The following is a 19,351-nucleotide window of genomic DNA, read 5'->3' as shown; positions in this document are numbered from 1 at the left end:
CGGAGCGGCGCCGGTCCCGCGGGGACGGGCACCGCTCCGGCATCGCCATGCGCTCAGACGGCTTCCGGCACGAAGCGCGTCGCCAGGATGTCGGCGGTGACCGCCTTGATGTCGCGCAGGCCGCACATCGCCATGGTGGTGTCGAGTTCCTTGCGGATGATGTCGAGGCACTGGGTGACGCCGGCCTCGCCGCCGGCCCCGAGGCCGTACAGGAAGGCTCGGCCGATGAAGACGCCCTTGGCGCCCAGGGCCAGCGCCTTGATGACGTCCTGACCCGAGCGGATGCCCCCGTCCATCAGCACCTCGATGCGGTCGCCGACCGCGGCGGCGATGGCGGGCAGCGCGGAGATCGAGGAGGGCGCCCCGTCGAGCTGACGCCCGCCGTGGTTCGAGACGATGAGGGCCTCGGCCCCGGTCCGGGCCGCCATTTCGGCATCCTCCGGATCGAGGATCCCCTTGAGGATCAGCGGTCCGCCCCAGCGGTCCTGGATGCGCTTCACGTCGTCCCAGTTCAGGCGCGGGTCGAACTGCTCGGCCGTCCACGAGGAGAGCGACGACAGGTCGCTCACGCCGCTCGCGTGGCCGACGATGTTGCGGAAGGTGCGGCGCTCGGTGCGCAGCATGTTCAGGCACCAGCGCGGCTTCGTCGCGAGGTTGATGATGTTCGGCAGCGTCATCCTGGGCGGGGTGGACAGGCCGTTCTTGATGTCCTTGTGGCGCTGGCCGAGGATCTGCAGGTCGAGGGTGAGCACCAGCGCCGAGCAGCCGGCCGCCTTGGCGCGGTCGATCAGCCGGTTGATGAAGTCCCGGTCGCGCATCACGTAGAGCTGGAACCAGAACGGCCTGTCGGTGTTCTCGGCCACGTCCTCGATCGAGCAGATGCTCATGGTGGAGAGCGTGAAGGGCACGCCGGCCTTCGCGGCGGCCCGGGCGGCCAGGATCTCGCCGTCCGCGTGCTGCATGCCGGTGAGGCCGGTCGGCGCGAGGGCGACCGGCATGCTCACCGGCTGGCCGATCATCCGGGTCTCGAGGGTGCGGTTCGTCATGTCGACGGCGACGCGCTGGCGCAGCTTGATCGCCGAGAAATCGCTCTCGTTCGCCCGGTAGGTGCCCTCCGTGTAGGAGCCGGAATCCGCGTAGTCGTAGAACATGCGCGGGACGCGGCGCTCGGCGAGCACGCGCAGGTCCTCGATGCAGGTCGCGGGCGTCGTCGAGAAGAATCGCGACATCGTGGACGGCGGTCGCGACGACGGCATCCGGGTCGAGTTCATGGGGTGATCCTCTGGGGGCGTTCCTCGGGCGTTTCTCGATCGGCGTCCGGCGGCGCCCGTGCCGCGGACGTTGGGGGGACCCGGTGCCCGCAATACTCCCACGCTGGCCCGCTTGCCCACCCCTGCGCCCTGCAACCCACCTCTACACTTCGTCGATCTCCTCCCGCGGCGTCGCGCTGAGTTCGGCCCAATCCAGCTCCTCCTCCAGGCGGAAGAAGGCGTCGTCGCCGATCGTGCCGTCCTCCCGCAGCGTGAGGATCGTCCGGCGGGCGGCCTCGATCGCCCGGCGGCGCGGCCCGTCGGCCGGCAGGGTGTTGGAGGCGCGCCCCTCCCGCTCGCGCTCGGCCTCGATCAAGGCGGCGGCGAATTCGTGCCGCAGGGCCGCGGCGTGAGGGGAATGCTCGCGGGAGAGGCTGTCCACCGCCGCCCGGTAGGCCTCGGCACGGGCGAGCCCGACCTCGCGGCCGACCGGATCGTCGTCGCGCAACGCGAACCACGCCAGCAGGGGCCGCAGGGTCAGCCCCTGGATCACCAGCGTGCCGAGCACCACGCTGAAGGCGATCAGCACCACCACGTCACGCTGCGGGAAGCCGCCCTCGCCCCCCTCGGGCAGGGCGAGCGCGAGCGCCACCGTGACGACGCCGCGCATGCCGCACCACGCCACGATGGTGCCGCCGCGCAGGCTCGTCGGCCCGGGCCCGATGGGGCCGATGCTGTGGCGCCAGATCCGGCCGCACGCCGTCGCGCCCAGCACCCAGGCGAGACGCACCAGCACCACTGTGACGAACACCACGCCCGCGATCACGGCGTAGCGGCTGCGCTCCTCGGGCGACAACCCCTCCAGGATCGGACCGATCTGCAGGCCGATCAGCACGAAGGCCAGCACGTTGAGGACGAAGACCGCCGTCTCCCAGACCGCGTAGGAGGGCACGCGCAGGTGCGGCGGGGTCGTGGCGGGGGAGATGCGCGCCACCGTGATGGCGTAGCTCACCACCGTCAGCACCCCGGACAGGCCGACCCGCTCGGCGAGCAGCCAGATGCCGAAGGTGCCGATGAACTGGAGCACGATGGCGCTCGGCGCATCGGGAAAGTAGCGCTGCACGCGGGTGTAGAGCCAGCCGAGGACCGGCCCCGCGATCAGGCTGCCGACCACGCCGACGAGAAAGGTCGGGACCGCATCCTGAAGCGCGAAACTGCCGCTCACCGCGGCCGGGACGGCGAGGCGATAGATCAGCAGCGAGGAGGCGTCGTTGAACAGGCTCTCGCCCTTGAGGATGGTGACGAGCCGGTGCGGCAGGGGCACGTGGCGCAGGATCGAGACGGCCGCCACCGCATCCGGCGGCGCGACGATGGCGCCGAGCGCGATGCAGGCCGCGAGCGGCATGTCCGGCACGAGCCAGTGCACGATGCCCGCCACGGCCGCCGTGGTGACGCCCACCGCACCGACCACGAGGCCCGTGATGGGCAGCCAGTTGACGCGCAGGTCCCGCAGGGAGGTGTCGTAGCCCGCATCGAGCAGCACGGGGGCGAGGAACAGGGCGAGCGCCAGATCGGGGTCGAGCCGCAGATCCGGAACGGCGTCCACGAAGGCGAGACCGGCCCCGCCCAGCGCCAGGAAGGCCGGGAACGGCGCCCCCACCCGCCGCGCCAGTGCCGCCATCAGCACGGCGGCGAGCAGAACACAGATGATCCATTCGAAGACGAGCATGATCTCCGCATCGGCCGGGAGCGGGGCTGAGGCCGGTCAACGAAGGTCAGGACCGGATCGTTCCGGCAGGCTCATTTCGGGAGGATCAGTTCCGATGGGCGGCCGGACGGGACATCTGCGTCCGCCCGGCCACGTCGGAGATGACGGCGTCGGAACGCTCCGGAATACTTGAGGATACGAATCCTGCCGGTGCTCGATCGGCCGCAACCGACACGCCCGGGGTCTGGACGTGGCGGCCTCACGGATGAAGCCGCGACCGCCTTGCCGATCCTCCTGGTGATTCGGTTTCCGCATCGCGACCTGACTGCGCAGCCATCGCCAGGCGATCGATCGGACACCGTATGCCTCGTCAGTTCCGATCTAAGCGCGGGCCCCCCTCTCCCGAGGGGGGGCCCGCGCCAGGAAGGCGGATCGAGGCGCCACGTGGCGCCACGTCATGAGGCTGAACCCAATCGAAGAGGTGGCGCAGCTTTGGATCCACGAAGGGTCCGGGGGTCGAAGTCAGTTCGGACCCCCGCGCCTTTCCTCAGCCCGCCTGCGCGGCGAGCTCCCGCACGATGGCGTCGCCCATCTCGGTCGTGCCGACCGCGTTCGTGCCGGGTCCGGCGATGTCGCGGGTACGCATCCCTGCCGCGAGAGTGCGGGTGATCGCCCCCTCCACGAGGTCGGCGGCCTCGCCGAGGCCGAAGGAGTAGCGCAGCGCCATGGCGAGCGAGCCGATCATGGCGATCGGGTTGGCGAGGTTCTGGCCGGCGATGTCCGGGGCCGAGCCGTGCACCGGCTCGTAGAGCGCGCGGCGGGTGCCGTTCTCCACCGCGCCGAGCGAGGCGGAGGGCAGCATGCCGAGGGAGCCGGTGAGCATCGCGGCCACGTCCGACAGGATGTCGCCGAACAGGTTGTCGGTGACGAGCACGTCGAACTGCTTGGGGTTGCGCACGAGCTGCATCGCGCAGTTGTCCGCGAGCACGTGTTCGAGCGCGACATCCGGGAACTGCTCGGCATGCACGCGCCCGACGACCTCCTTCCAGAGGACGCCGGTCTTCATCACGTTGTGCTTCTCGGCCGACGAGACCTTGTTGCGCCGCTTGCGGGCGAGGTCGAAGGCCACCGCGGCGATGCGCTCGATCTCGCCCGAGGAGTAGATCTGCGTGTCGACGGCGCGCTTGGTGCCGTCCTCCAGCGTCACGATCTCCTTCGGCTCGCCGAAATAGACGCCGCCCGTCAGCTCGCGGACGATGACGATGTCGAGCCCCTCGACGAGGTCGCGCTTCAGGGCCGAGGCCTCGGCGAGCGCCGGATAGCAGATCGCCGGGCGCAGGTTCGCGAACAGGCCGAGATCCTTGCGCAGGCGCAACAGGCCCGCTTCGGGCCGAACCGCGTAGGGCACGCTCGCCCATTTCGGCCCGCCGACCGCCCCGAACAGCACCGCGTCGGCGGCCTTGGCCCGCGCGAGCGCGGCATCGGTCAGCGGCACGCCGTGGGCGTCGATCGCCGCGCCGCCGACGAGGTCCGTCTCGGTCTCGAAGGCGGCGATGCCTCGGCCGGACAGCCAGCCCAGCACCTTCTCCACCTCGCGCGCCACTTCGGGGCCGATGCCGTCGCCGGGAAGGAGCAGGATCTTGTGCGTGGCCATGGTGCGTGTCCGGGATGGTGAGAGGGGGGAGGACGGGTGGCGAGTCGGGATGCGTCCGGTTAGCGGCAGCCGCAAGCCCCCATTCGCCACCCGCTATTCGCCATTCGCCCCGATCAGGTCTTGCGGGCGACGGTGAAGCGGGCGGCCTCGCGCAGGGTCGCGGCGGCCTCGCCCCAGGGGGCCAGGGCGGCCTCGCAGACGCCGACCAGCCGCTCGCATTCGGCGCGGGCGCCGTCGAGGCCGAGCCGGTCGACGAGGGTGGCCTTGCCGGCATCCTTGTCCTTGCCGGTGCGCTTGCCCAGGGCCTCGGCGGTCGCCTCGCGGTCGAGGATGTCGTCGGCGACCTGGAAGGCCTGCCCGAGGGCCCGGCCGTAGGTGAGGAGCGCGGCCCGCTCCTCCGCATCGGCACCGCCGACGAGGGCGCCGGCATCGACCGAGACCGCGAGCAGGGCACCGGTCTTCATCGCCTGGAGCTGCAACGTCGCGTCGACGTCGAGGTTGGCCGGGCCGAAGCGGCCCTCCGCGCCGAGGTCGAGGAGCTGGCCGCCCACCATGCCGCCGAGCCCGGCGGCCCGGGCGAGGCCGAGCACCAGCTCGGCCCGGATGCGCGGATCGGATTGCCAGGCCGGATCGGCCACCACCTCGAAGGCGAAGGTGAGCAGCGCGTCGCCGACCAGGATCGCGGTCGCCTCGTCGAAGGCCTTGTGGACGGTGGGCTTGCCGCGCCGCAGATCGTCGTCGTCCATCGCCGGCAGGTCGTCGTGGACGAGCGAGTAGCAGTGGACGAGTTCGATGCCGCTGCCCGCCGCCAGGGCTCCCGCATAGGGCCCGCCGAGCATGCGGGCGGTCTCGATGGTGAGGAAGGGGCGCAGCCGCTTGCCGCCGCCGAGCACCGCGTGCCGCATGCCCTGCATCAGCCGCGCCGGACGGGTGATCTCGCCGGGGCCGGCCGCGTCGCCGAGCCGCTCGTTCAGGAAAGCCTCCACCGCGTCGGCCACCGCCGTGAGACGGGCGGGGAAATCGGCGCCGGTCGGATAGCCGCCGGCCGCCGATCCGTGCGAAGGACCGGAAGCATCGGCCTGGAGGTGGCTCCGGTTCTCGGCCGGCCCGGCCTGCAGTGACGTCATGATGAAAGCCTCGGTCGAGGGAACGGGGGAGGGCGGAATTCAGGAGCCGCGCGGCGCGACCAGGGAGGACGAGGGCAGGAGGCCCGCCGCCGCACCGGCCGGATGGGCGCCGCGGCTGCGCCGCATCGCGCGCCTGCTCGTCCTCCTCCCGGTCATGGCGGTCGCCCTCGTTCTGATCCTGGCGCTCGTCTATCGCGCGGTGGACCCGCCCTCAACCCTCATGCTCGGCCGGTGGATGACGGCCCGCCCCGTGCAGCACGATGCCGTCCCGCTCTCGGCGATGGCGCCGGTGCTGGTCCAGGCGGTGATCGCCTCCGAGGATCAGCGCTTCTGCCTGCACGGCGGCGTCGACTGGGAGGCGCTGGGGCAGGTGGTGAGCGACGAGGACGGGCCGAGCCGCGGCGCCTCCACGGTCACGATGCAGACGGTGAAGAACGTCTTCCTCTGGCCGAGCCGCTCCTACATCCGCAAGGCGCTGGAGATTCCGCTGGCGCTGGCGGCCGACGTGATCTGGGGCAAGCGGCGCACCATGGAGATCTACCTCAACCTCGCCGAATGGGGGGAGGGCGTGTTCGGGGCGGAGGCAGCCGCGCACCATTGGTTCGGCAAGAGCGCCCGCGACCTCACGCGCGCCGAGGCGGCCCTCCTCGTCGCGTCCCTGCCCAACCCGGCCGCGCGGAACCCGGCACGCCCCTCGCGCGGTCTGAAGGCGCTGGCGGGGCGGCTTCAGAGCCGGATGGCCCGCATCGACGGCCTCGCGGCCTGCGCCCGCCCCTGAGTCAGGAACGCGGTGGCGCCCAGCCGATTCCCCGCGTAGAGACCGCTCCGACCCCCACAGGAGGCAGCATGTTCACACTCGAGATCAACGGAACCCCGGTCGCCGTCATCCGGGCGAGCGAGGAACGGGCCCGGGAGCTCCTCGACGTGGAGGGCTTCAAGGACGACCTGCGCACCATGACGAGCGAGGGCAAGCCCCTGTGGTCGGGCGACGCCGCCGCGCTCAAGCTGCGTCCCTCCACGGAGGACGAGGTCGAGACCTTCGAAGACGCCATGGACGACGACGAGGAGTTCGACGACGAGCCGGACGATTCGGGCACGAAGGCGGCGGATTCGGCCGACGACACGGACGAGGATCTGGAGGATGTGGACATCCTCTTCCTCATCGACATCGACGAAGAGGGCGAGCACTGAGCCGGCCCGGCGGGACGCGCCGGTCGCACGTCGGCGCCCGAGCCGGCGTCCCGCACTGAACCGCGCTTCCCCTTGCCCGGCCGGGAGAGGGGAAGCGCGCCTGATCCCGACATTCGGGATCGTTGCCCCGGGATCGATGAGCATCGGCGGAAGCCCGGCCGTTGGCGGTATCCCGGGGGTCTCGATGCGTGGGTTTCGGTCTGGCTGGTGTGGCGGGCTCGCCGTCGCCACCGGGTGCCTCGTCGGCACGCCCGCCCGTGCCCACGACAGCGCCGCGGAGACAGCGCCGAGGAACTCGACGCGGGCGGCCTCTTCCTGGTGAAGGATCCGCGGATCGCGCTCCTCGGCGAGCCAGAGCGGCGTCACGAAAACGGGCCCCACCACCTTCCAGTGGGAGGCCCGCGACGACGTGCCGGACGAGGATCTCCGCGTGCCCTTCGTGTCGAGCGACGCGGGGGCGCTCGGGATCCGATGACGCCAGGGCGCCCGCGGGCCGCGGGCGCCCGGCCGATCAGGCGCCGAGCTTCCGGCGGCGCTGGCCGAGCGTGCGCAGGCGCAGGGCGTTGAGCTTGATGAAGCCCGCCGCGTCGCGGTGGTCGTAGGCGACCGCGCCCTCCTCGAAGGTCACCAGATCCTGGTCGTAGAGGGAATTCGGGCTCTCGCGGCCGATCACGTGCACGCCGCCCTTGTAGAGCTTCAGCCGCACCGTGCCGGTGACCATCTCCTGGCTCTTGTCGATCAGCGCCTGGAGCATCTCGCGCTCCGGCGAGAACCAGAAGCCGTTGTAGATCAGCTCGGCGTAGCGCGGCATCAGCTCGTCCTTCAGGTGAGCCGCGCCGCGGTCGAGGGTGATCGACTCGATCGCCCGGTGGGCCGGCAGCAGGATGGTGCCGCCGGGGGTCTCGTACATGCCGCGGCTCTTCATGCCGACGAAGCGGTTCTCGACGAGGTCGAGCCGGCCGATGCCGTTGGCGCGGCCGAGCTCGTTGAGCCTGGCGAGCAGGGTCGCGGGCGAGAGGCGCTCGCCGTCGATCGAGACGGCGTCGCCCCGCTCGAAGCCGATCGCGATCTCGGTCGGGGTGTCGGGCGCCTCCTCGGGGGAGAGGGTGCGCGAATAGACGTAGTCCGGCACGTCCTGCGCCGGATCCTCCAGCACCTTGCCCTCCGAGGAGGCGTGCAGGAGGTTGGCGTCGACCGAGAACGGCGCCTCGCCGCGCTTGTCCTTGGCGATCGGGATCTGGTGCTGCTCGGCGAAGGCGATCAGCGCCTCGCGGGAGCGGAAATCCCACTCGCGCCAGGGGGCGATCACGGTCACGTCGGGCTTGAGCGCGTAATAGGCGAGTTCGAACCGGACTTGGTCGTTGCCCTTGCCGGTGGCGCCGTGGGCGACGGCGTCGGCCCCGACCCGCTCGGCGATCTCGATCTGCTTCTTGGCGATCAGCGGCCGGGCGATCGAGGTGCCGAGCAGGTAGACGCCCTCGTAGACGGCGTTCGCCCGGAACATCGGGAACACGTAGTCGCGGACGAACTCCTCGCGGAGATCCTCGATGAAGATGTTCTCGGGCTTGATCCCGAGCAGCTCCGCCTTGCGGCGGGCGGGCTCCAGCTCCTCGCCCTGGCCGAGATCGGCCGTGAAGGTGACCACCTCGCAGCCGTAGGTGGTCTGGAGCCACTTGAGGATGATCGAGGTGTCGAGGCCGCCCGAATAGGCGAGCACGACCTTCTGCACGCGCTTCTGGGTCTGATCGGACATGGGAACGGGGCCTCGCCTCGCGATGGGGAAGTGACGCGCGCCTTATCAGCCGAGCCCGCCGGCGTGCAACCACGGCGGCTCCGGCGCGCTTCTTCCCATGGCGGAGCGAGGTGCCATCCCGCGCTTGTGGCGGGGGTGATCCGGAGCGAAGCTCGAACACGCACGCCGAAAGCAGAGGACATCCGCATGCCGCGCCGGCCCACCCTCGAATTCTGGTTCGAGTTCGCGTCGACCTATTCCTACCTCGCGGCGATGCGGATCGAGGCCCTGGCGGAGATGGCGGGGGTCGACCTGCGCTGGCGGCCCTTCCTGCTCGGACCGATCTTCGCGGGGCAGGGCTGGGCGAGTTCGCCCTTCAACCTCTATCCGGCCAAGGGGCGCGCCATGTGGCGCGACCTCGCCCGCGAGGCGGCGCGGCTCGGCCTGCCTCCCGTCCGCAAGCCCGCGGATTTCCCGCAGAACAGCCTCGCCGCCGCGCGGGTCGCCAGCTACGGAGCGGACCAGCCCTGGATCGGCGCCTTCACCCGGGCGGTGTTCGAGACGGAATTCGCCCGCGGCCAGTCGATCGCGGAGCCCGGCACCGTCTCGGGCCTGCTCAACGGGCTCGGCCTCGACGGGCCCGCCATCGTCCGGGCGGCGACCTCCGAGCCACACAAGAGCCGTCTGCGCGTGGTCGGCGAGGAGGCGAAGTCCCGCGGCATCTTCGGCGCCCCGACCTTCCTCACCGAGGACGGCGAACTGTTCTGGGGCAACGACCGCCTGGAGCAGGCCCTCGCCTGGGCGGCCGGGGATCGCCCGCCCGGTCTCGCCTGACCGCCATCTTCCGGCCAAGCCATTGCGCCAGAGCGGGCGGGCAACCGTCGGATCGACCCTTCCATGCCGCTCTCCCGCCGCTCCCTCCTCGCCGCGCTCCTCACCGCGGCCCCCGTCGCCGAGGCGGCCCCCGTCCTGCAGGCGCTCCCGCCGGCGCGCGCGCCGGCGGCCGAGCCCGCCGAGGGGCAGTGGTTCCCGCTCACGGGGGATGACGGCCGCCCGGTGGCCAATGCCCGGCTGCCGGGCGAACTCGTCTCGGAGATTCCCGAACTGCCGGGCCTCACCCTGGCCGGCAGCCCCGAGCCGGCGGTGACACTCTACGAATTCTTCGACTTCAACTGCCCCTGGTGCCGGGCGGCGGCGCGCGACCTCACCGGGCTCCTCGCCGGCAACCCGACCCTGCGGGTCGGTCTCGTCCACAACGCGATCCTGTCGCCGGGCTCGGCGCAGGCCGCCAAGGTCGCCCTCGCGGTGCAGCGCAAGGCCGGCTCGGCCGCCGCCTTCGCCCTCTACGGGGCGCTCCTCGGACGGAGCGGCACGATCGACGGCACCCGGGCCCTCGATGCCGCCCGCAGCCTCGGCCACGACCGCGCGGCGATCGAGGCGGAGGGCGATTCGGACCTCATCCGCCGGGCCCTGGCGGCGCATATGCGGCTCGCCGCCAATCTTGGCCTTTCGGCTACCCCGTCCTACGTCCTGGGGACGACGGCGCTCCTCGGCCATCCGGGCGGACGCACCCTCGCGCGGGTGCTCGCGGCGGTGGAGACCTGCGATTCCGTGCTGTGCGAAGCGGGGAACCCGGGCTGAGGCGGCCCGAACCGCCCCAACGGCCCCGCCGCCAACGCTCTCAATTGCTTGCCGAATGGCGGGCCCACGGCTCGCCAGGCGTCGCCTTGCGCCCCCCGTGAACCCATGCTAGGCCCGCGCCGCGCCGGGAAGGGGGCAATGTCCGGTCCGGCGCCTTCCCATCATCGACGGGCCGCGCTGCCGCCAAGCCACGCCGGCGACCGGCGGAAGCGGGACCCGGCGGGCCAGGTAAAGAGAGAGCGCTGGTGGCTCAGAACGGATCGGAATCGGGTTCCACCCTGGGTGGCGTCGCTGGGCGCTACGCCTCGGCCCTGTTCGAACTGGCGCGCGACGAGCGCGCCGTGGACGCAGTCTCCGAGGGACTCGACCGGTTCGACGCGCTTCTCCAAGAGAGCGCGGACCTGCAGCGCCTCGTGCGGAGCCCCGTCTTCACCACCGAGGAGCAGGTCAAGGCGATCGAGGCCGTGCTGTCCCGCGCCGGGATCGAGGGCCTCGCCGCGAACTTCATCCGCCTCTCGGCGGCCAATCGCCGCCTCTTCGTGCTGCCGGACATGATCCGGGCCTACCGGGCTCTGGTGCGCGAGGCCAAGGGCATCGTGCAGGCCGAGGTGCGCCTCGCCGAGCAGCCCTCCGACGCCGTGCTGGAGGAGATCAAGGCCTCGCTGCGCGACGTGGCCCGCGCGGAGGTCGACGTGAATCTCCGCATCGATCCGAGCCTGATCGGCGGCATCGTCGTCAAGCTCGGCAGCCGCATGGTCGACGCCTCGCTGCGCACCAAGCTCAACAGCATCCGCCTCGCGATGCGGGACGCGCGCTGACGGCCGGTCCGGCCCTGCGCCTCCCGCTTCCCCGATAAACCCGAACGAGAGACGATCCGACGATGGACATCCGAGCCGCTGAGATCTCCGCGATCCTGAAGGAGCAGATCAAGAACTTCGGCCAGGAGGCCGAGGTCACCGAGGTCGGCCAGGTTCTGTCGGTCGGCGACGGCATCGCCCGCGTGTACGGCCTCGACAATGTCCAGGCCGGTGAGATGGTCGAGTTCGAGTCGGGCGTGCGCGGCATGGCCCTGAACCTCGAGCAGGACAACGTCGGCATCGTGATCTTCGGCGCCGACCGCGACATCAAGGAAGGCCAGACCGTCAAGCGCACCGGCGCCATCGTGGACGTGCCGGTGGGCCGCGGCCTGCTCGGCCGCGTCGTCGACGCGCTCGGCAACCCGATCGACGGCAAGGGCCCGATCCAGTCGACCGAGCGCCGCCGCGTGGACGTGAAGGCGCCGGGCATCATCCCGCGCAAGTCCGTGCATGAGCCGATGGCGACCGGCCTGAAGTCGGTGGACGCCCTGATCCCGATCGGCCGCGGCCAGCGCGAGCTGATCATCGGCGACCGGCAGACCGGCAAGACCGCCATCGCCCTCGACACCATCCTGAACCAGAAGCCGGCCCACGCGGGCACGGACGAGAAGGCCAAGCTCTACTGCGTCTACGTCGCGGTGGGCCAGAAGCGCTCGACGGTGGCCCAGTTCGTGAAGGTGCTGGAGGATAACGGCGCCCTCGAATACTCGATCGTCATCGCGGCCACCGCCTCCGACCCGGCCCCGATGCAGTTCCTGGCGCCCTTCGCCGGCTGCGCCATGGGCGAGTTCTTCCGCGACAACGGCATGCATGCCGTGATCATCTACGACGATCTGTCCAAGCAGGCCGTCGCCTACCGCCAGATGTCGCTGCTGCTGCGCCGCCCGCCGGGCCGCGAGGCCTATCCGGGCGACGTGTTCTACCTGCACTCCCGCCTGCTGGAGCGCGCCGCCAAGATGGGCGACGCCGCCGGTGCCGGCTCGCTGACCGCGCTGCCGGTCATCGAGACCCAGGCGAACGACGTCTCGGCCTACATCCCGACCAACGTGATCTCCATCACCGACGGCCAGATCTTCCTCGAGACCGACCTGTTCTATCAGGGCGTCCGCCCGGCGGTGAACGTCGGCCTGTCGGTGTCGCGCGTCGGCTCGGCCGCGCAGACCAAGGCGATGAAGAAGGTCGCCGGCAAGATCAAGGGCGAGCTCGCGCAGTACCGCGAGATGGCGGCCTTCGCGCAGTTCGGCTCGGACCTCGACGCCTCGACCCAGCGCCTGCTGAACCGCGGCTCGCGCCTGACCGAGCTCCTGAAGCAGCCGCAATTCTCGCCGCTGAAGATGGAAGAGCAGGTCGCGGTGATCTACGCGGGCGTGAACGGCTACCTCGACCCGATCCCGGTCAACCGGGTGCGGGCCTTCGAGGACGGGCTGCTCGCGATGCTGCGCGGCAAGCACGCGGACCTTCTGGAGACGATCCGCTCGTCGAAGGACCTGAGCGACGAGTCGGCGGCCAAGCTGAAGAGCGTGGTCGAGACCTTCGCCAAGTCCTTCCAGTAAGAGCGGCACGAGCCCCGAGGGACACCCGATGGCGAGTCTGAAGGACCTGCGCAACCGCATCGCCTCGGTGAAGGCGACACAGAAGATCACCAAGGCGATGCAGATGGTCGCGGCGGCGAAGCTCCGCCGCGCGCAGACCGCGGCCGAGAATGCGCGTCCCTACGCGGAGCGCATGGCCGCCGTCCTCGGCAACCTCGCCACCAACCTGACCTCCGGGGCGGAGACGCCCCGGCTCCTGTCGGGCACCGGCGCGGATCGGGTGCACCTGCTCCTCGTCTGCACCGCCGAGCGTGGCCTCTGCGGCGCCTTCAACTCCTCGATCTCGCGCCTCGCGCGGGATCACGCCCGCCGCCTCATGGCGGAGGGCAAGACCGTCAAGATCATCTGCGTCGGCAAGAAGGGCTACGACATCCTGCGCCGCGAGTTCCGCGAGCAGATCATCGAGCTCATCGAGCTGCGCGGCGTGCGCCAGCTCGGCTTCGAGAACGCGGAGGCGGTGGCCCGGAACCTGCTCACCCGCTTCGACGCGGGCGAGTTCGACATCGCGACGCTGTTCTACTCGCGCTTCCGCTCGGTGATCGCGCAGATCCCGACGGCGCAGCAGATCATCCCGGCCGAGATCGCGCCGGCCGCGGAGACCGTGCAGACCGACGCCGCCTACGAGTACGAGCCCGACGAGGGCGAGATCCTGGCGGCCCTGCTTCCGAAGAACCTCACCGTCCAGATCCTCCGGGCGCTCCTGGAGAACGCCGCCTCCGAGCAGGGCGCGCGCATGAGCGCCATGGACAGCGCCACCCGCAATGCCGGCGAGATGATCAAGAAGCAGACGCTGATCTACAACCGGACTCGTCAGGCCCAGATCACCAAGGAGCTGATCGAGATCATCTCCGGCGCCGAGGCGCTCTGACCGCTCATTTCAGGGAATTCATCAGATGGCGAACACTGCGACCCCCGGCGCCGGCTCGAACAAGGTCGGCCACATCACCCAGGTCATCGGCGCGGTCGTCGACGTGCAGTTCGACGGTCACCTGCCCGAGATCCTGAACGCCCTCGAGACCAAGAACCAGGGCAATCGCCTCGTCCTCGAAGTGGCCATGCAGCTCGGCGAGAACACCGTGCGCTGCATCGCCATGGACACCTCCGAGGGCCTGGTGCGCGGCCAGGAGGTCACCGACACCGGCTCCCCGATCCGGGTGCCGGTCGGCGCCAACACGCTCGGCCGCATCATGAACGTGATCGGCGAGCCGATCGACGAACTCGGCGAGATCAAGGCCGACACCTTCCGGGCCATCCACCAGCCGGCCCCGAGCTACGCGGACCAGTCGACCGAGGCGCAGATCCTGGTCACCGGCATCAAGGTCGTGGACCTGCTCGCCCCCTACGCCAAGGGCGGCAAGATCGGCCTGTTCGGCGGCGCCGGCGTCGGCAAGACCGTGCTGATCATGGAGCTGATCAACAACATCGCGAAGGCCCATTCGGGCTACTCGGTGTTCGCGGGCGTGGGTGAGCGCACCCGCGAGGGCAACGACCTCTACCACGAGATGATCGAGTCCAAGGTCAACATGGACCCCCACGAGCACGGCGGCAACGTCGAGGGCTCCAAGTGCGCCCTGGTCTACGGCCAGATGAACGAGCCTCCGGGCGCCCGCGCCCGTGTCGCGCTCACCGGCCTCACCGTCGCCGAGCATTTCCGCGACGAGGGCCAGGACGTGCTGTTCTTCGTCGACAACATCTTCCGCTTCACGCAGGCGGGCTCCGAGGTGTCGGCGCTGCTCGGCCGCATCCCCTCGGCGGTGGGCTACCAGCCGACGCTCGCCACCGACATGGGCGCCCTGCAGGAGCGCATCACCACCACCACCAAGGGCTCGATCACCTCGGTGCAGGCGATCTACGTGCCGGCGGACGACCTGACCGACCCGGCGCCGGCCACCTCCTTCGCCCACCTCGACGCCACCACGGTGCTGTCGCGCTCGATCGCCGAGAAGGGCATCTACCCGGCGGTGGACCCGCTCGACTCGACCTCGCGCATGCTGTCGCCGACCATCCTCGGCGAGGAGCACTACAACACCGCCCGCCGCGTCCAGCAGGTGCTGCAGCGCTACAAGGCGCTCCAGGACATCATCGCGATCCTGGGCATGGACGAGCTGTCCGAGGAGGACAAGCTGACGGTGGCCCGCGCCCGCAAGATCGAGCGCTTCCTCAGCCAGCCCTTCCACGTGGCCGAGGTCTTCACCGGGTCGCCCGGCAAGCTCGTCGCCCTCGAGGACACCATCAAGGGCTTCAAGGGCCTGGTCGAGGGTCAGTACGACCACCTGCCGGAGGCGGCCTTCTACATGGTCGGCACCATCGAGGAGGCGATCGAGAAGGCCCAGCGCCTCGCCGCGGCCTGATCGGACGCGCGGATCGTCACGGTCGGTCGGGGATCGGGCTCACGCCCGGTCCCCGTTCCGCAGTTGAAACCGGGCACGCCCGAAACCGGAACTGACCTCATCCCATGGCCACTTTCCAGTTCGACCTCGTCGGCCCCGAGCGGGTCCTCTATTCGGGCCCGGTCGACGCCGTGCAGCTGCCCGGCTCCGAGGGCGAGATGACCGTGCTGCCGGGCCACGCCCCGGTGCTGACCACCCTCAAGACCGGCGTCCTCGTGATCACCGAGGGCCCGCAGCATGGCAAGCGCGTGCTGGTGCGCGGCGGCTTCGCCGAGATCAACGCGACGAGCCTCATCGTTCTCGCCGAGCGCGCGACGCCGGTCGAGGAGCTGACGCCCGAGAGCATCGACGCGGAGATCGCCACCGCCGAGACGCTGCGCGATGCCACCGACGACCTCGACAAGCGCCGCGACATCGACATGGCGATCGCGCAGCTGCGCGAGTCGAAGGAAACCCTGAAGTTCTGAACGGCATCGAGCCGTCCGAAGCGTCAGCCGTGAGCCCCCTGTCCCGCACGGGACAGGGGGCTTTCGTTTCGGGCCGTCCCCGCGCCGCTCCCCACCCGCTCCGCCACGATCCGTGCCAGGGTGGCCGCCTGCCCGCGGATGTCGGGCACCGCCGTGCATTCCCACAGCGTTCCGCGCAGGAGCGGACCGAGCGTCCAGAGCGGGCGCTCCGCCCCGTCGCCGCCGGTCACCGAGAAATCCTCCGCCACCGCGAGGCCGAGCCCGTGGGCATCCGGGCGGACGAGGCCGCGCTGCATCAGGCGACGCAGGAGCGGGTCGTCGGTCTGCGCCACGCTGGCGATCCCCGACGCGTCGATGATCCGCTGCACCGAGAGGTCGCGCCGCCGCTCGCTGCCCCGCTCGCGGATGCGCACGGTCGCGAATCCCGCCTGATCCGCGATGGCCTCGATGCGGCCCCGCAGCAGCGAGAGGTCGCCGGCCCGCGTCTCGCGCGCGATGATCTCGGCGGCGGGTGGCGCCATCCGGTGCCGGTGCACGTCCCAGATGCTGCGCAGGTGCCGCAGGAAGCGCCTCTGCTCCGGCAGCGGCAGGCCCTGCCAGAGCGCGATGCTGCCGGGGCGCAGCCCGTCGATCACGCCGCGCCAGTCGCCGCCGGCCTCCACCGCCCGCACCACCTCCTGGCGGACGCGGCGCAGCAGCGCCCGGGCGGAGAGCCGCTCCGCCGCATCGAAGGCCGGGGCCGGCCAGGACGGCGCCGGTGCGTGAACCTGCGGCAGGTAGCCGTGCCGGGAGACCGCCACCACGGGCCCGGAAAAGCCCCGCCGCCGCAGGGCCGCCACCGCGTCCACCATGGTGAGGCCGCTGCCCCGGATCAGCACCGGCATGTCGGCGCGCAGGCCGTCGAGGGGCGTCTCGTCCCAGGGGTCGATCCGGTAGCGGGTCGGCAGCTCCCGGCCGCCCTGGAGGTTGCCGCAGGCGAGGATCACCCCGGCCACAGGCCGCACCCGGCCGGCCGCGAGCGTCAGCCGGAACCCCTCGGCGGAGGGCGCGAGGTCCACGACCTCGTCATTCTCCAGGATCAGCCGCGGCATCCCGGGCCCTTGCAGGGCGCCGAGCAGGAGATCGGTGAGGTAGCGCCCGTAGAGGCCGCGCGCCGCGAACACGCCCGCCGGGGTCGCGCGGATGCCGGCGAGGTCATCGAGCCCGCAGCGTTCGAGCCAGCGCGAGAAATCCTCAGGCTCGTCCGGGAACGCGCTCATGTTGGCGGCGCGTACGTTGAGCAGGTGGTCGGGGCAGCCGGTCGCGTAGGCGAGGCCGCGCGCGAACACCGCCGACTTCTCGCACAGCAGGACCGGCCGGCCCGGCGGCAGCAGGCGGCTCAGATGCAGGGCCGCCATGGTGCCGCTGAAACCGGCACCGATCACCGCGACGGGAGGCTGGAGCATCGGCATGGGCGCGTCGGGTCTCCCTGGCTCTCAGGGCAAGCGCTTGAGAGCGCTTGCCCTGGTTCTCTGCTTGGCCTCGGACGCCGGCGGTGGCCTTCAGCAACGCCCGCGTCGCCGCGACCTCGGCTCTCGCTCCGCTCTGCGCCTGGACGCCCTTCGGGCGTCCAGGCCCGCTCCGCGGGGGCGCTGTTCGCGCCCGGCAATCAGGTGCCGCCCTGCATGGCTCTCCGCCTTACCTGGGCTTCCCGTTCGCCGGGGGCTAGCCTCCGGCGTTGCCGTCCTGGCAGCGGATCAGCCGCGTCGGGCTCACGGACGCCCCCGGCACCGCCGGCCGGAAGGCGCCGGTCTCCGGGTCGCGCACGCGCAGCTCGCCCGAGGCGATACCGAAATGCGCCCCGTGCAGTTGCAGCCGGCCCTTCTCGACCAGGATCCGCACGCAGGGGAAGGTCATCAGGTTCCTGAGGCTGTTCTCCACCGTCGCGTATTCGAGCCGCTCCAGGTAGTCCGGGCCGTCGCGCGGCCCGAGCCGCTCGGCGGCCGGGGCGATCAGCGAGACCCAGCGGCCGATGAAGTCGCCCGGCGAGAGCGGGGCCGCATCGTCCGCGAAGGCCCGCACGCCGCCGCAGCGGGCGTGACCCAGCACCACGATGTGCTTCACCTTGAGCGCCTGCACGGCGAATTCGAGGGCCGCCGAGGTGCCGTGGTACTCGCCGCCGGTCTCGAAGGGCGGCACGAGGTTGGCGACGTTGCGCACCACGAACAGCTCGCCCGGGCGGGCGTCGAAGATCACCTCCGGCGAGACCCGGCTGTCACAGCAGCTGATCACCATGATCTCGGGGCTCTGCCCCTCGGCGAGGGATTCGTAGCGCCCGCGCTCGCGGGCGAAGCGGTCGTCCAAGAAGGCGCGGTAGCCTTCGGTGAGGGTCTCAGGAAGCATGGGCCGGCTCATCGGTTGAACTCAGGGGGAGGAAGGCGGGCCTGCCCGGGGCGCTGCCCCGGGACCCGGCGGAGGACCTTCGCTCGTCTGCACTCCATCTAGGCCGCACCCTCACCCCAGGCGAGTCGGACTTCCGTCACCGTCTCGCCGGCCGCGATCCGGCGGGCGAGCGCCGCGAGACCCGCCGGCTCGACCCGCTCCCGCGTGGCGTCGAGTTCGTCGAGCGACCACCAGCGGGTGCCGAGCACCGGGTTGTCCTCGGTCTCGGCGAGGCGCGAGGTGTCGATCGCGTCGCTCGGCAGGCGCACCACGAAGTAGCGCTCGTGGGCGATGCGCGGCTTGGTGAACAGGGTGAAGGGTCCGTCGCAGCGGGCGACGAGCGGCCCGATCGGCGCGTCGGACACGCCGATCTCCTCCTCCAGCTCGCGCCGGCAGGCCTCCTCGGGCGTCTCGCCGGGCTCCATGCCGCCGCCGGGCATGAACCAGAAGCAGCGCTCGCCCGGCCGGGCCGGATCCACGTCGCGCACCGCCTCGTAGCCGATGAGGAGCAGGCGGTTCTGCGGGTCGAAGACCAGGGCGCGGGCGATGTCGCGGGTCGGCAGGGAGGTCGGCTGGGTCATGGCGGGGTCTCGTCCGGAAGGAGGGTCCAGATCGCGGCGGGCAGGCCATGCGCGTCGCGCTCCGGCGGATCGGGATAGGACACCCCGCGCCCGCGCGCGATCCCCCGCGCGACGGCGAGGCAGGCCAGGGCATCGAGGAGGTCGTCGGATCTGGCGCCGCGCGGAGGCGGGCCGGCGATGACGGGTTCCGGCAGGCCAGCCCGGCGCAGCAGGGCCCGGCGTGCGTCGGCTCCCGCGGGGTCGCGCTTCGGGTGGGCCAAAGCCGCCCCGCCGTTGAGGCTCGCGAAGGCGAGTTCGGGATGGACCTCGTACACGCGCCCCCGCCGATCCGGCAGCGCCCGCAGCCACGCATCGACCGCGCGGATGCGGGGAAAGATGGCATGGGCGGGCGGGGAAGGGGCGAAGGGCTGCAAGCTGCCGCGCCGGGCGAGCGCGATCGCCGCCGTGTAGTCGGGCGCCTCGACCACCGCCCGGGCCGAGGTCGGGAAGACGGAGGCCCGCCGCGGGCCGAGCAGCGGGCGCACCACCTGCTCGGCGAGACGCCCGCCCGCCCCGACCCGCTCGGGCAGGCCGATCGGGATGTCGATCGCGACGATCGCGGGGGCCTCCGGGGCCTCGCAGATCGCGGCGAGGTCCGGCAGCACCCGGACGACGCAGTCCTGCGGACCGTCGAGGGGCTGGAAGGCGGCGATCCAGCCACCCGGGCAGCCGTCGACCCCGGCGATCCAGGCGGTCACTTA

The 19,351-nt window shown here is 71.5% G+C and carries 18 protein-coding genes; 9 read left to right on the top strand and 9 right to left on the bottom strand.

Going from position 1 to position 19,351, the window contains the following annotated elements; genetic code table 11:
* Positions 1–53: 53 nt before the first annotated feature.
* The 4 genes from ACE101_RS28260 to ACE101_RS28245 all read right to left on the bottom strand — a co-directional run bounded on the left by ACE101_RS28260 (position 54) and on the right by ACE101_RS28245 (position 5,739).
* Complete coding sequence (locus ACE101_RS28260; RefSeq protein ID WP_379139005.1) at positions 54–1,229, bottom strand: alpha-hydroxy acid oxidase; 1,176 nt, start codon at positions 1,227–1,229, stop codon at positions 54–56.
* A 184-nt stretch (positions 1,230–1,413) separates the two neighbouring features.
* Positions 1,414–2,979: a cation:proton antiporter gene (locus ACE101_RS28255; protein WP_379136952.1), complete on the bottom strand. Its 1,566-nt coding sequence runs from the start codon at positions 2,977–2,979 to the stop codon at positions 1,414–1,416.
* 526 nt (positions 2,980–3,505) lie between these two features.
* Positions 3,506–4,612, bottom strand: a complete 1,107-nt coding sequence (gene leuB / locus ACE101_RS28250; RefSeq protein ID WP_379136949.1) for a 3-isopropylmalate dehydrogenase — start codon at positions 4,610–4,612, stop codon at positions 3,506–3,508.
* Positions 4,613–4,725: 113 nt separating this feature from the next.
* The gene (locus ACE101_RS28245; protein WP_379136947.1) at positions 4,726–5,739 is read right to left on the bottom strand and encodes a polyprenyl synthetase family protein; all 1,014 of its coding nucleotides are present in this window, start codon (positions 5,737–5,739) and stop codon (positions 4,726–4,728) included.
* Here ACE101_RS28245 and mtgA point away from each other — a divergent pair.
* Both mtgA and ACE101_RS28235 read left to right on the top strand, forming a co-directional pair.
* Positions 5,738–6,517, top strand: a complete 780-nt coding sequence (gene mtgA, locus ACE101_RS28240; RefSeq protein ID WP_379136944.1) for a monofunctional biosynthetic peptidoglycan transglycosylase — start codon at positions 5,738–5,740, stop codon at positions 6,515–6,517. The genes ACE101_RS28245 and mtgA overlap by 2 nt on opposite strands.
* A gap of 68 nt (positions 6,518–6,585) precedes the next feature.
* The gene (locus tag ACE101_RS28235) at positions 6,586–6,930 is read left to right on the top strand and encodes a hypothetical protein (protein ID WP_379136942.1); all 345 of its coding nucleotides are present in this window, start codon (positions 6,586–6,588) and stop codon (positions 6,928–6,930) included.
* Positions 6,931–7,441: 511 nt separating this feature from the next.
* Here ACE101_RS28235 and ACE101_RS28230 read toward each other — a convergent pair.
* Positions 7,442–8,683, bottom strand: coding sequence for an argininosuccinate synthase (locus tag ACE101_RS28230; RefSeq protein ID WP_379136939.1), 1,242 nt, complete (start codon positions 8,681–8,683; stop codon positions 7,442–7,444).
* Positions 8,684–8,869: 186 nt separating this feature from the next.
* Here ACE101_RS28230 and ACE101_RS28225 point away from each other — a divergent pair, with 186 nt between their 5' ends.
* The 7 genes from ACE101_RS28225 (at position 8,870) to atpC (ending at position 15,609) form a co-directional block, all read left to right on the top strand.
* Positions 8,870–9,496, top strand: coding sequence for a 2-hydroxychromene-2-carboxylate isomerase (locus tag ACE101_RS28225; protein WP_379136936.1), 627 nt, complete (start codon positions 8,870–8,872; stop codon positions 9,494–9,496).
* Between the two features lie 63 nt (positions 9,497–9,559).
* Complete coding sequence (locus ACE101_RS28220) at positions 9,560–10,303, top strand: DsbA family protein (RefSeq protein WP_379136934.1); 744 nt, start codon at positions 9,560–9,562, stop codon at positions 10,301–10,303.
* Between the two features lie 245 nt (positions 10,304–10,548).
* Positions 10,549–11,121 carry a F0F1 ATP synthase subunit delta gene (locus ACE101_RS28215; RefSeq protein ID WP_379136931.1) on the top strand — a complete coding sequence of 191 codons (573 nt, stop codon included), beginning with the start codon at positions 10,549–10,551 and terminating at the stop codon, positions 11,119–11,121.
* 62 nt (positions 11,122–11,183) lie between these two features.
* Positions 11,184–12,713: a F0F1 ATP synthase subunit alpha gene (gene atpA / locus ACE101_RS28210; protein ID WP_379136928.1), complete on the top strand. Its 1,530-nt coding sequence runs from the start codon at positions 11,184–11,186 to the stop codon at positions 12,711–12,713.
* Between the two features lie 28 nt (positions 12,714–12,741).
* Positions 12,742–13,620, top strand: coding sequence for a F0F1 ATP synthase subunit gamma (locus ACE101_RS28205; RefSeq protein WP_379136926.1), 879 nt, complete (start codon positions 12,742–12,744; stop codon positions 13,618–13,620).
* Between the two features lie 25 nt (positions 13,621–13,645).
* On the top strand, positions 13,646–15,103 hold the full coding sequence (gene atpD / locus ACE101_RS28200; RefSeq protein ID WP_379136923.1) for a F0F1 ATP synthase subunit beta: 1,458 nt from the start codon (positions 13,646–13,648) through the stop codon (positions 15,101–15,103).
* Positions 15,104–15,207: 104 nt separating this feature from the next.
* Positions 15,208–15,609, top strand: a complete 402-nt coding sequence (atpC, locus tag ACE101_RS28195) for an ATP synthase F1 subunit epsilon (RefSeq protein ID WP_379136920.1) — start codon at positions 15,208–15,210, stop codon at positions 15,607–15,609.
* A 23-nt stretch (positions 15,610–15,632) separates the two neighbouring features.
* Here the strand turns inward: atpC and ACE101_RS28190 are convergent, their stop codons facing one another.
* The 4 genes from ACE101_RS28190 to ACE101_RS28175 form a co-directional block, all read right to left on the bottom strand.
* Complete coding sequence (locus ACE101_RS28190; RefSeq protein ID WP_379136918.1) at positions 15,633–17,060, bottom strand: FAD/NAD(P)-binding protein; 1,428 nt, start codon at positions 17,058–17,060, stop codon at positions 15,633–15,635.
* A 253-nt stretch (positions 17,061–17,313) separates the two neighbouring features.
* Positions 17,314–17,991: a carbonic anhydrase gene (locus ACE101_RS28185; protein WP_379136915.1), complete on the bottom strand. Its 678-nt coding sequence runs from the start codon at positions 17,989–17,991 to the stop codon at positions 17,314–17,316.
* Between the two features lie 98 nt (positions 17,992–18,089).
* Entirely contained in the window at positions 18,090–18,611 is a 522-nt protein-coding gene (locus ACE101_RS28180) for an NUDIX hydrolase (RefSeq protein ID WP_379136913.1), read from the bottom strand.
* Complete coding sequence (locus ACE101_RS28175; protein ID WP_379136910.1) at positions 18,608–19,348, bottom strand: DUF429 domain-containing protein; 741 nt, start codon at positions 19,346–19,348, stop codon at positions 18,608–18,610. The genes ACE101_RS28180 and ACE101_RS28175 overlap by 4 nt, the downstream gene beginning before the upstream one ends.
* Between the last annotated feature and the right edge of the window lie 3 nt (positions 19,349–19,351).

Origin of the sequence: Methylobacterium carpenticola (assembly GCF_042748905.1) — a bacterium.
Classification (GTDB): domain Bacteria; phylum Pseudomonadota; class Alphaproteobacteria; order Rhizobiales; family Beijerinckiaceae; genus Methylobacterium; species Methylobacterium carpenticola.
This window is presented reverse-complemented; position numbering and strand designations above follow the sequence as displayed.

Excerpts from the sequence above, each read along its gene's own strand:
- ACE101_RS28230 (WP_379136939.1), bottom strand. The coding sequence starts at position 8,683 with ATGTCCGATCAGACCCAGAAGCGCGTGCAGAAGGTCGTGCTCGCCTAT.
- atpA (WP_379136928.1), top strand. The coding sequence starts at position 11,184 with ATGGACATCCGAGCCGCTGAGATCTCCGCGATCCTGAAGGAGCAGATC.
- ACE101_RS28180 (WP_379136913.1), bottom strand. The coding sequence starts at position 18,611 with ATGACCCAGCCGACCTCCCTGCCGACCCGCGACATCGCCCGCGCCCTG.
- ACE101_RS28185 (WP_379136915.1), bottom strand. The coding sequence starts at position 17,991 with ATGCTTCCTGAGACCCTCACCGAAGGCTACCGCGCCTTCTTGGACGAC.
- ACE101_RS28205 (WP_379136926.1), top strand. The coding sequence starts at position 12,742 with ATGGCGAGTCTGAAGGACCTGCGCAACCGCATCGCCTCGGTGAAGGCG.
- ACE101_RS28255 (WP_379136952.1), bottom strand. The coding sequence starts at position 2,979 with ATGCTCGTCTTCGAATGGATCATCTGTGTTCTGCTCGCCGCCGTGCTG.
- ACE101_RS28220 (WP_379136934.1), top strand. The coding sequence starts at position 9,560 with ATGCCGCTCTCCCGCCGCTCCCTCCTCGCCGCGCTCCTCACCGCGGCC.
- ACE101_RS28245 (WP_379136947.1), bottom strand. The coding sequence starts at position 5,739 with ATGACGTCACTGCAGGCCGGGCCGGCCGAGAACCGGAGCCACCTCCAG.
- ACE101_RS28190 (WP_379136918.1), bottom strand. The coding sequence starts at position 17,060 with ATGCCGATGCTCCAGCCTCCCGTCGCGGTGATCGGTGCCGGTTTCAGC.
- ACE101_RS28235 (WP_379136942.1), top strand. The coding sequence starts at position 6,586 with ATGTTCACACTCGAGATCAACGGAACCCCGGTCGCCGTCATCCGGGCG.
- atpC (WP_379136920.1), top strand. The coding sequence starts at position 15,208 with ATGGCCACTTTCCAGTTCGACCTCGTCGGCCCCGAGCGGGTCCTCTAT.
- ACE101_RS28260 (WP_379139005.1), bottom strand. The coding sequence starts at position 1,229 with ATGTCGCGATTCTTCTCGACGACGCCCGCGACCTGCATCGAGGACCTG.
- mtgA (WP_379136944.1), top strand. The coding sequence starts at position 5,738 with ATGATGAAAGCCTCGGTCGAGGGAACGGGGGAGGGCGGAATTCAGGAG.
- atpD (WP_379136923.1), top strand. The coding sequence starts at position 13,646 with ATGGCGAACACTGCGACCCCCGGCGCCGGCTCGAACAAGGTCGGCCAC.
- leuB (WP_379136949.1), bottom strand. The coding sequence starts at position 4,612 with ATGGCCACGCACAAGATCCTGCTCCTTCCCGGCGACGGCATCGGCCCC.
- ACE101_RS28225 (WP_379136936.1), top strand. The coding sequence starts at position 8,870 with ATGCCGCGCCGGCCCACCCTCGAATTCTGGTTCGAGTTCGCGTCGACC.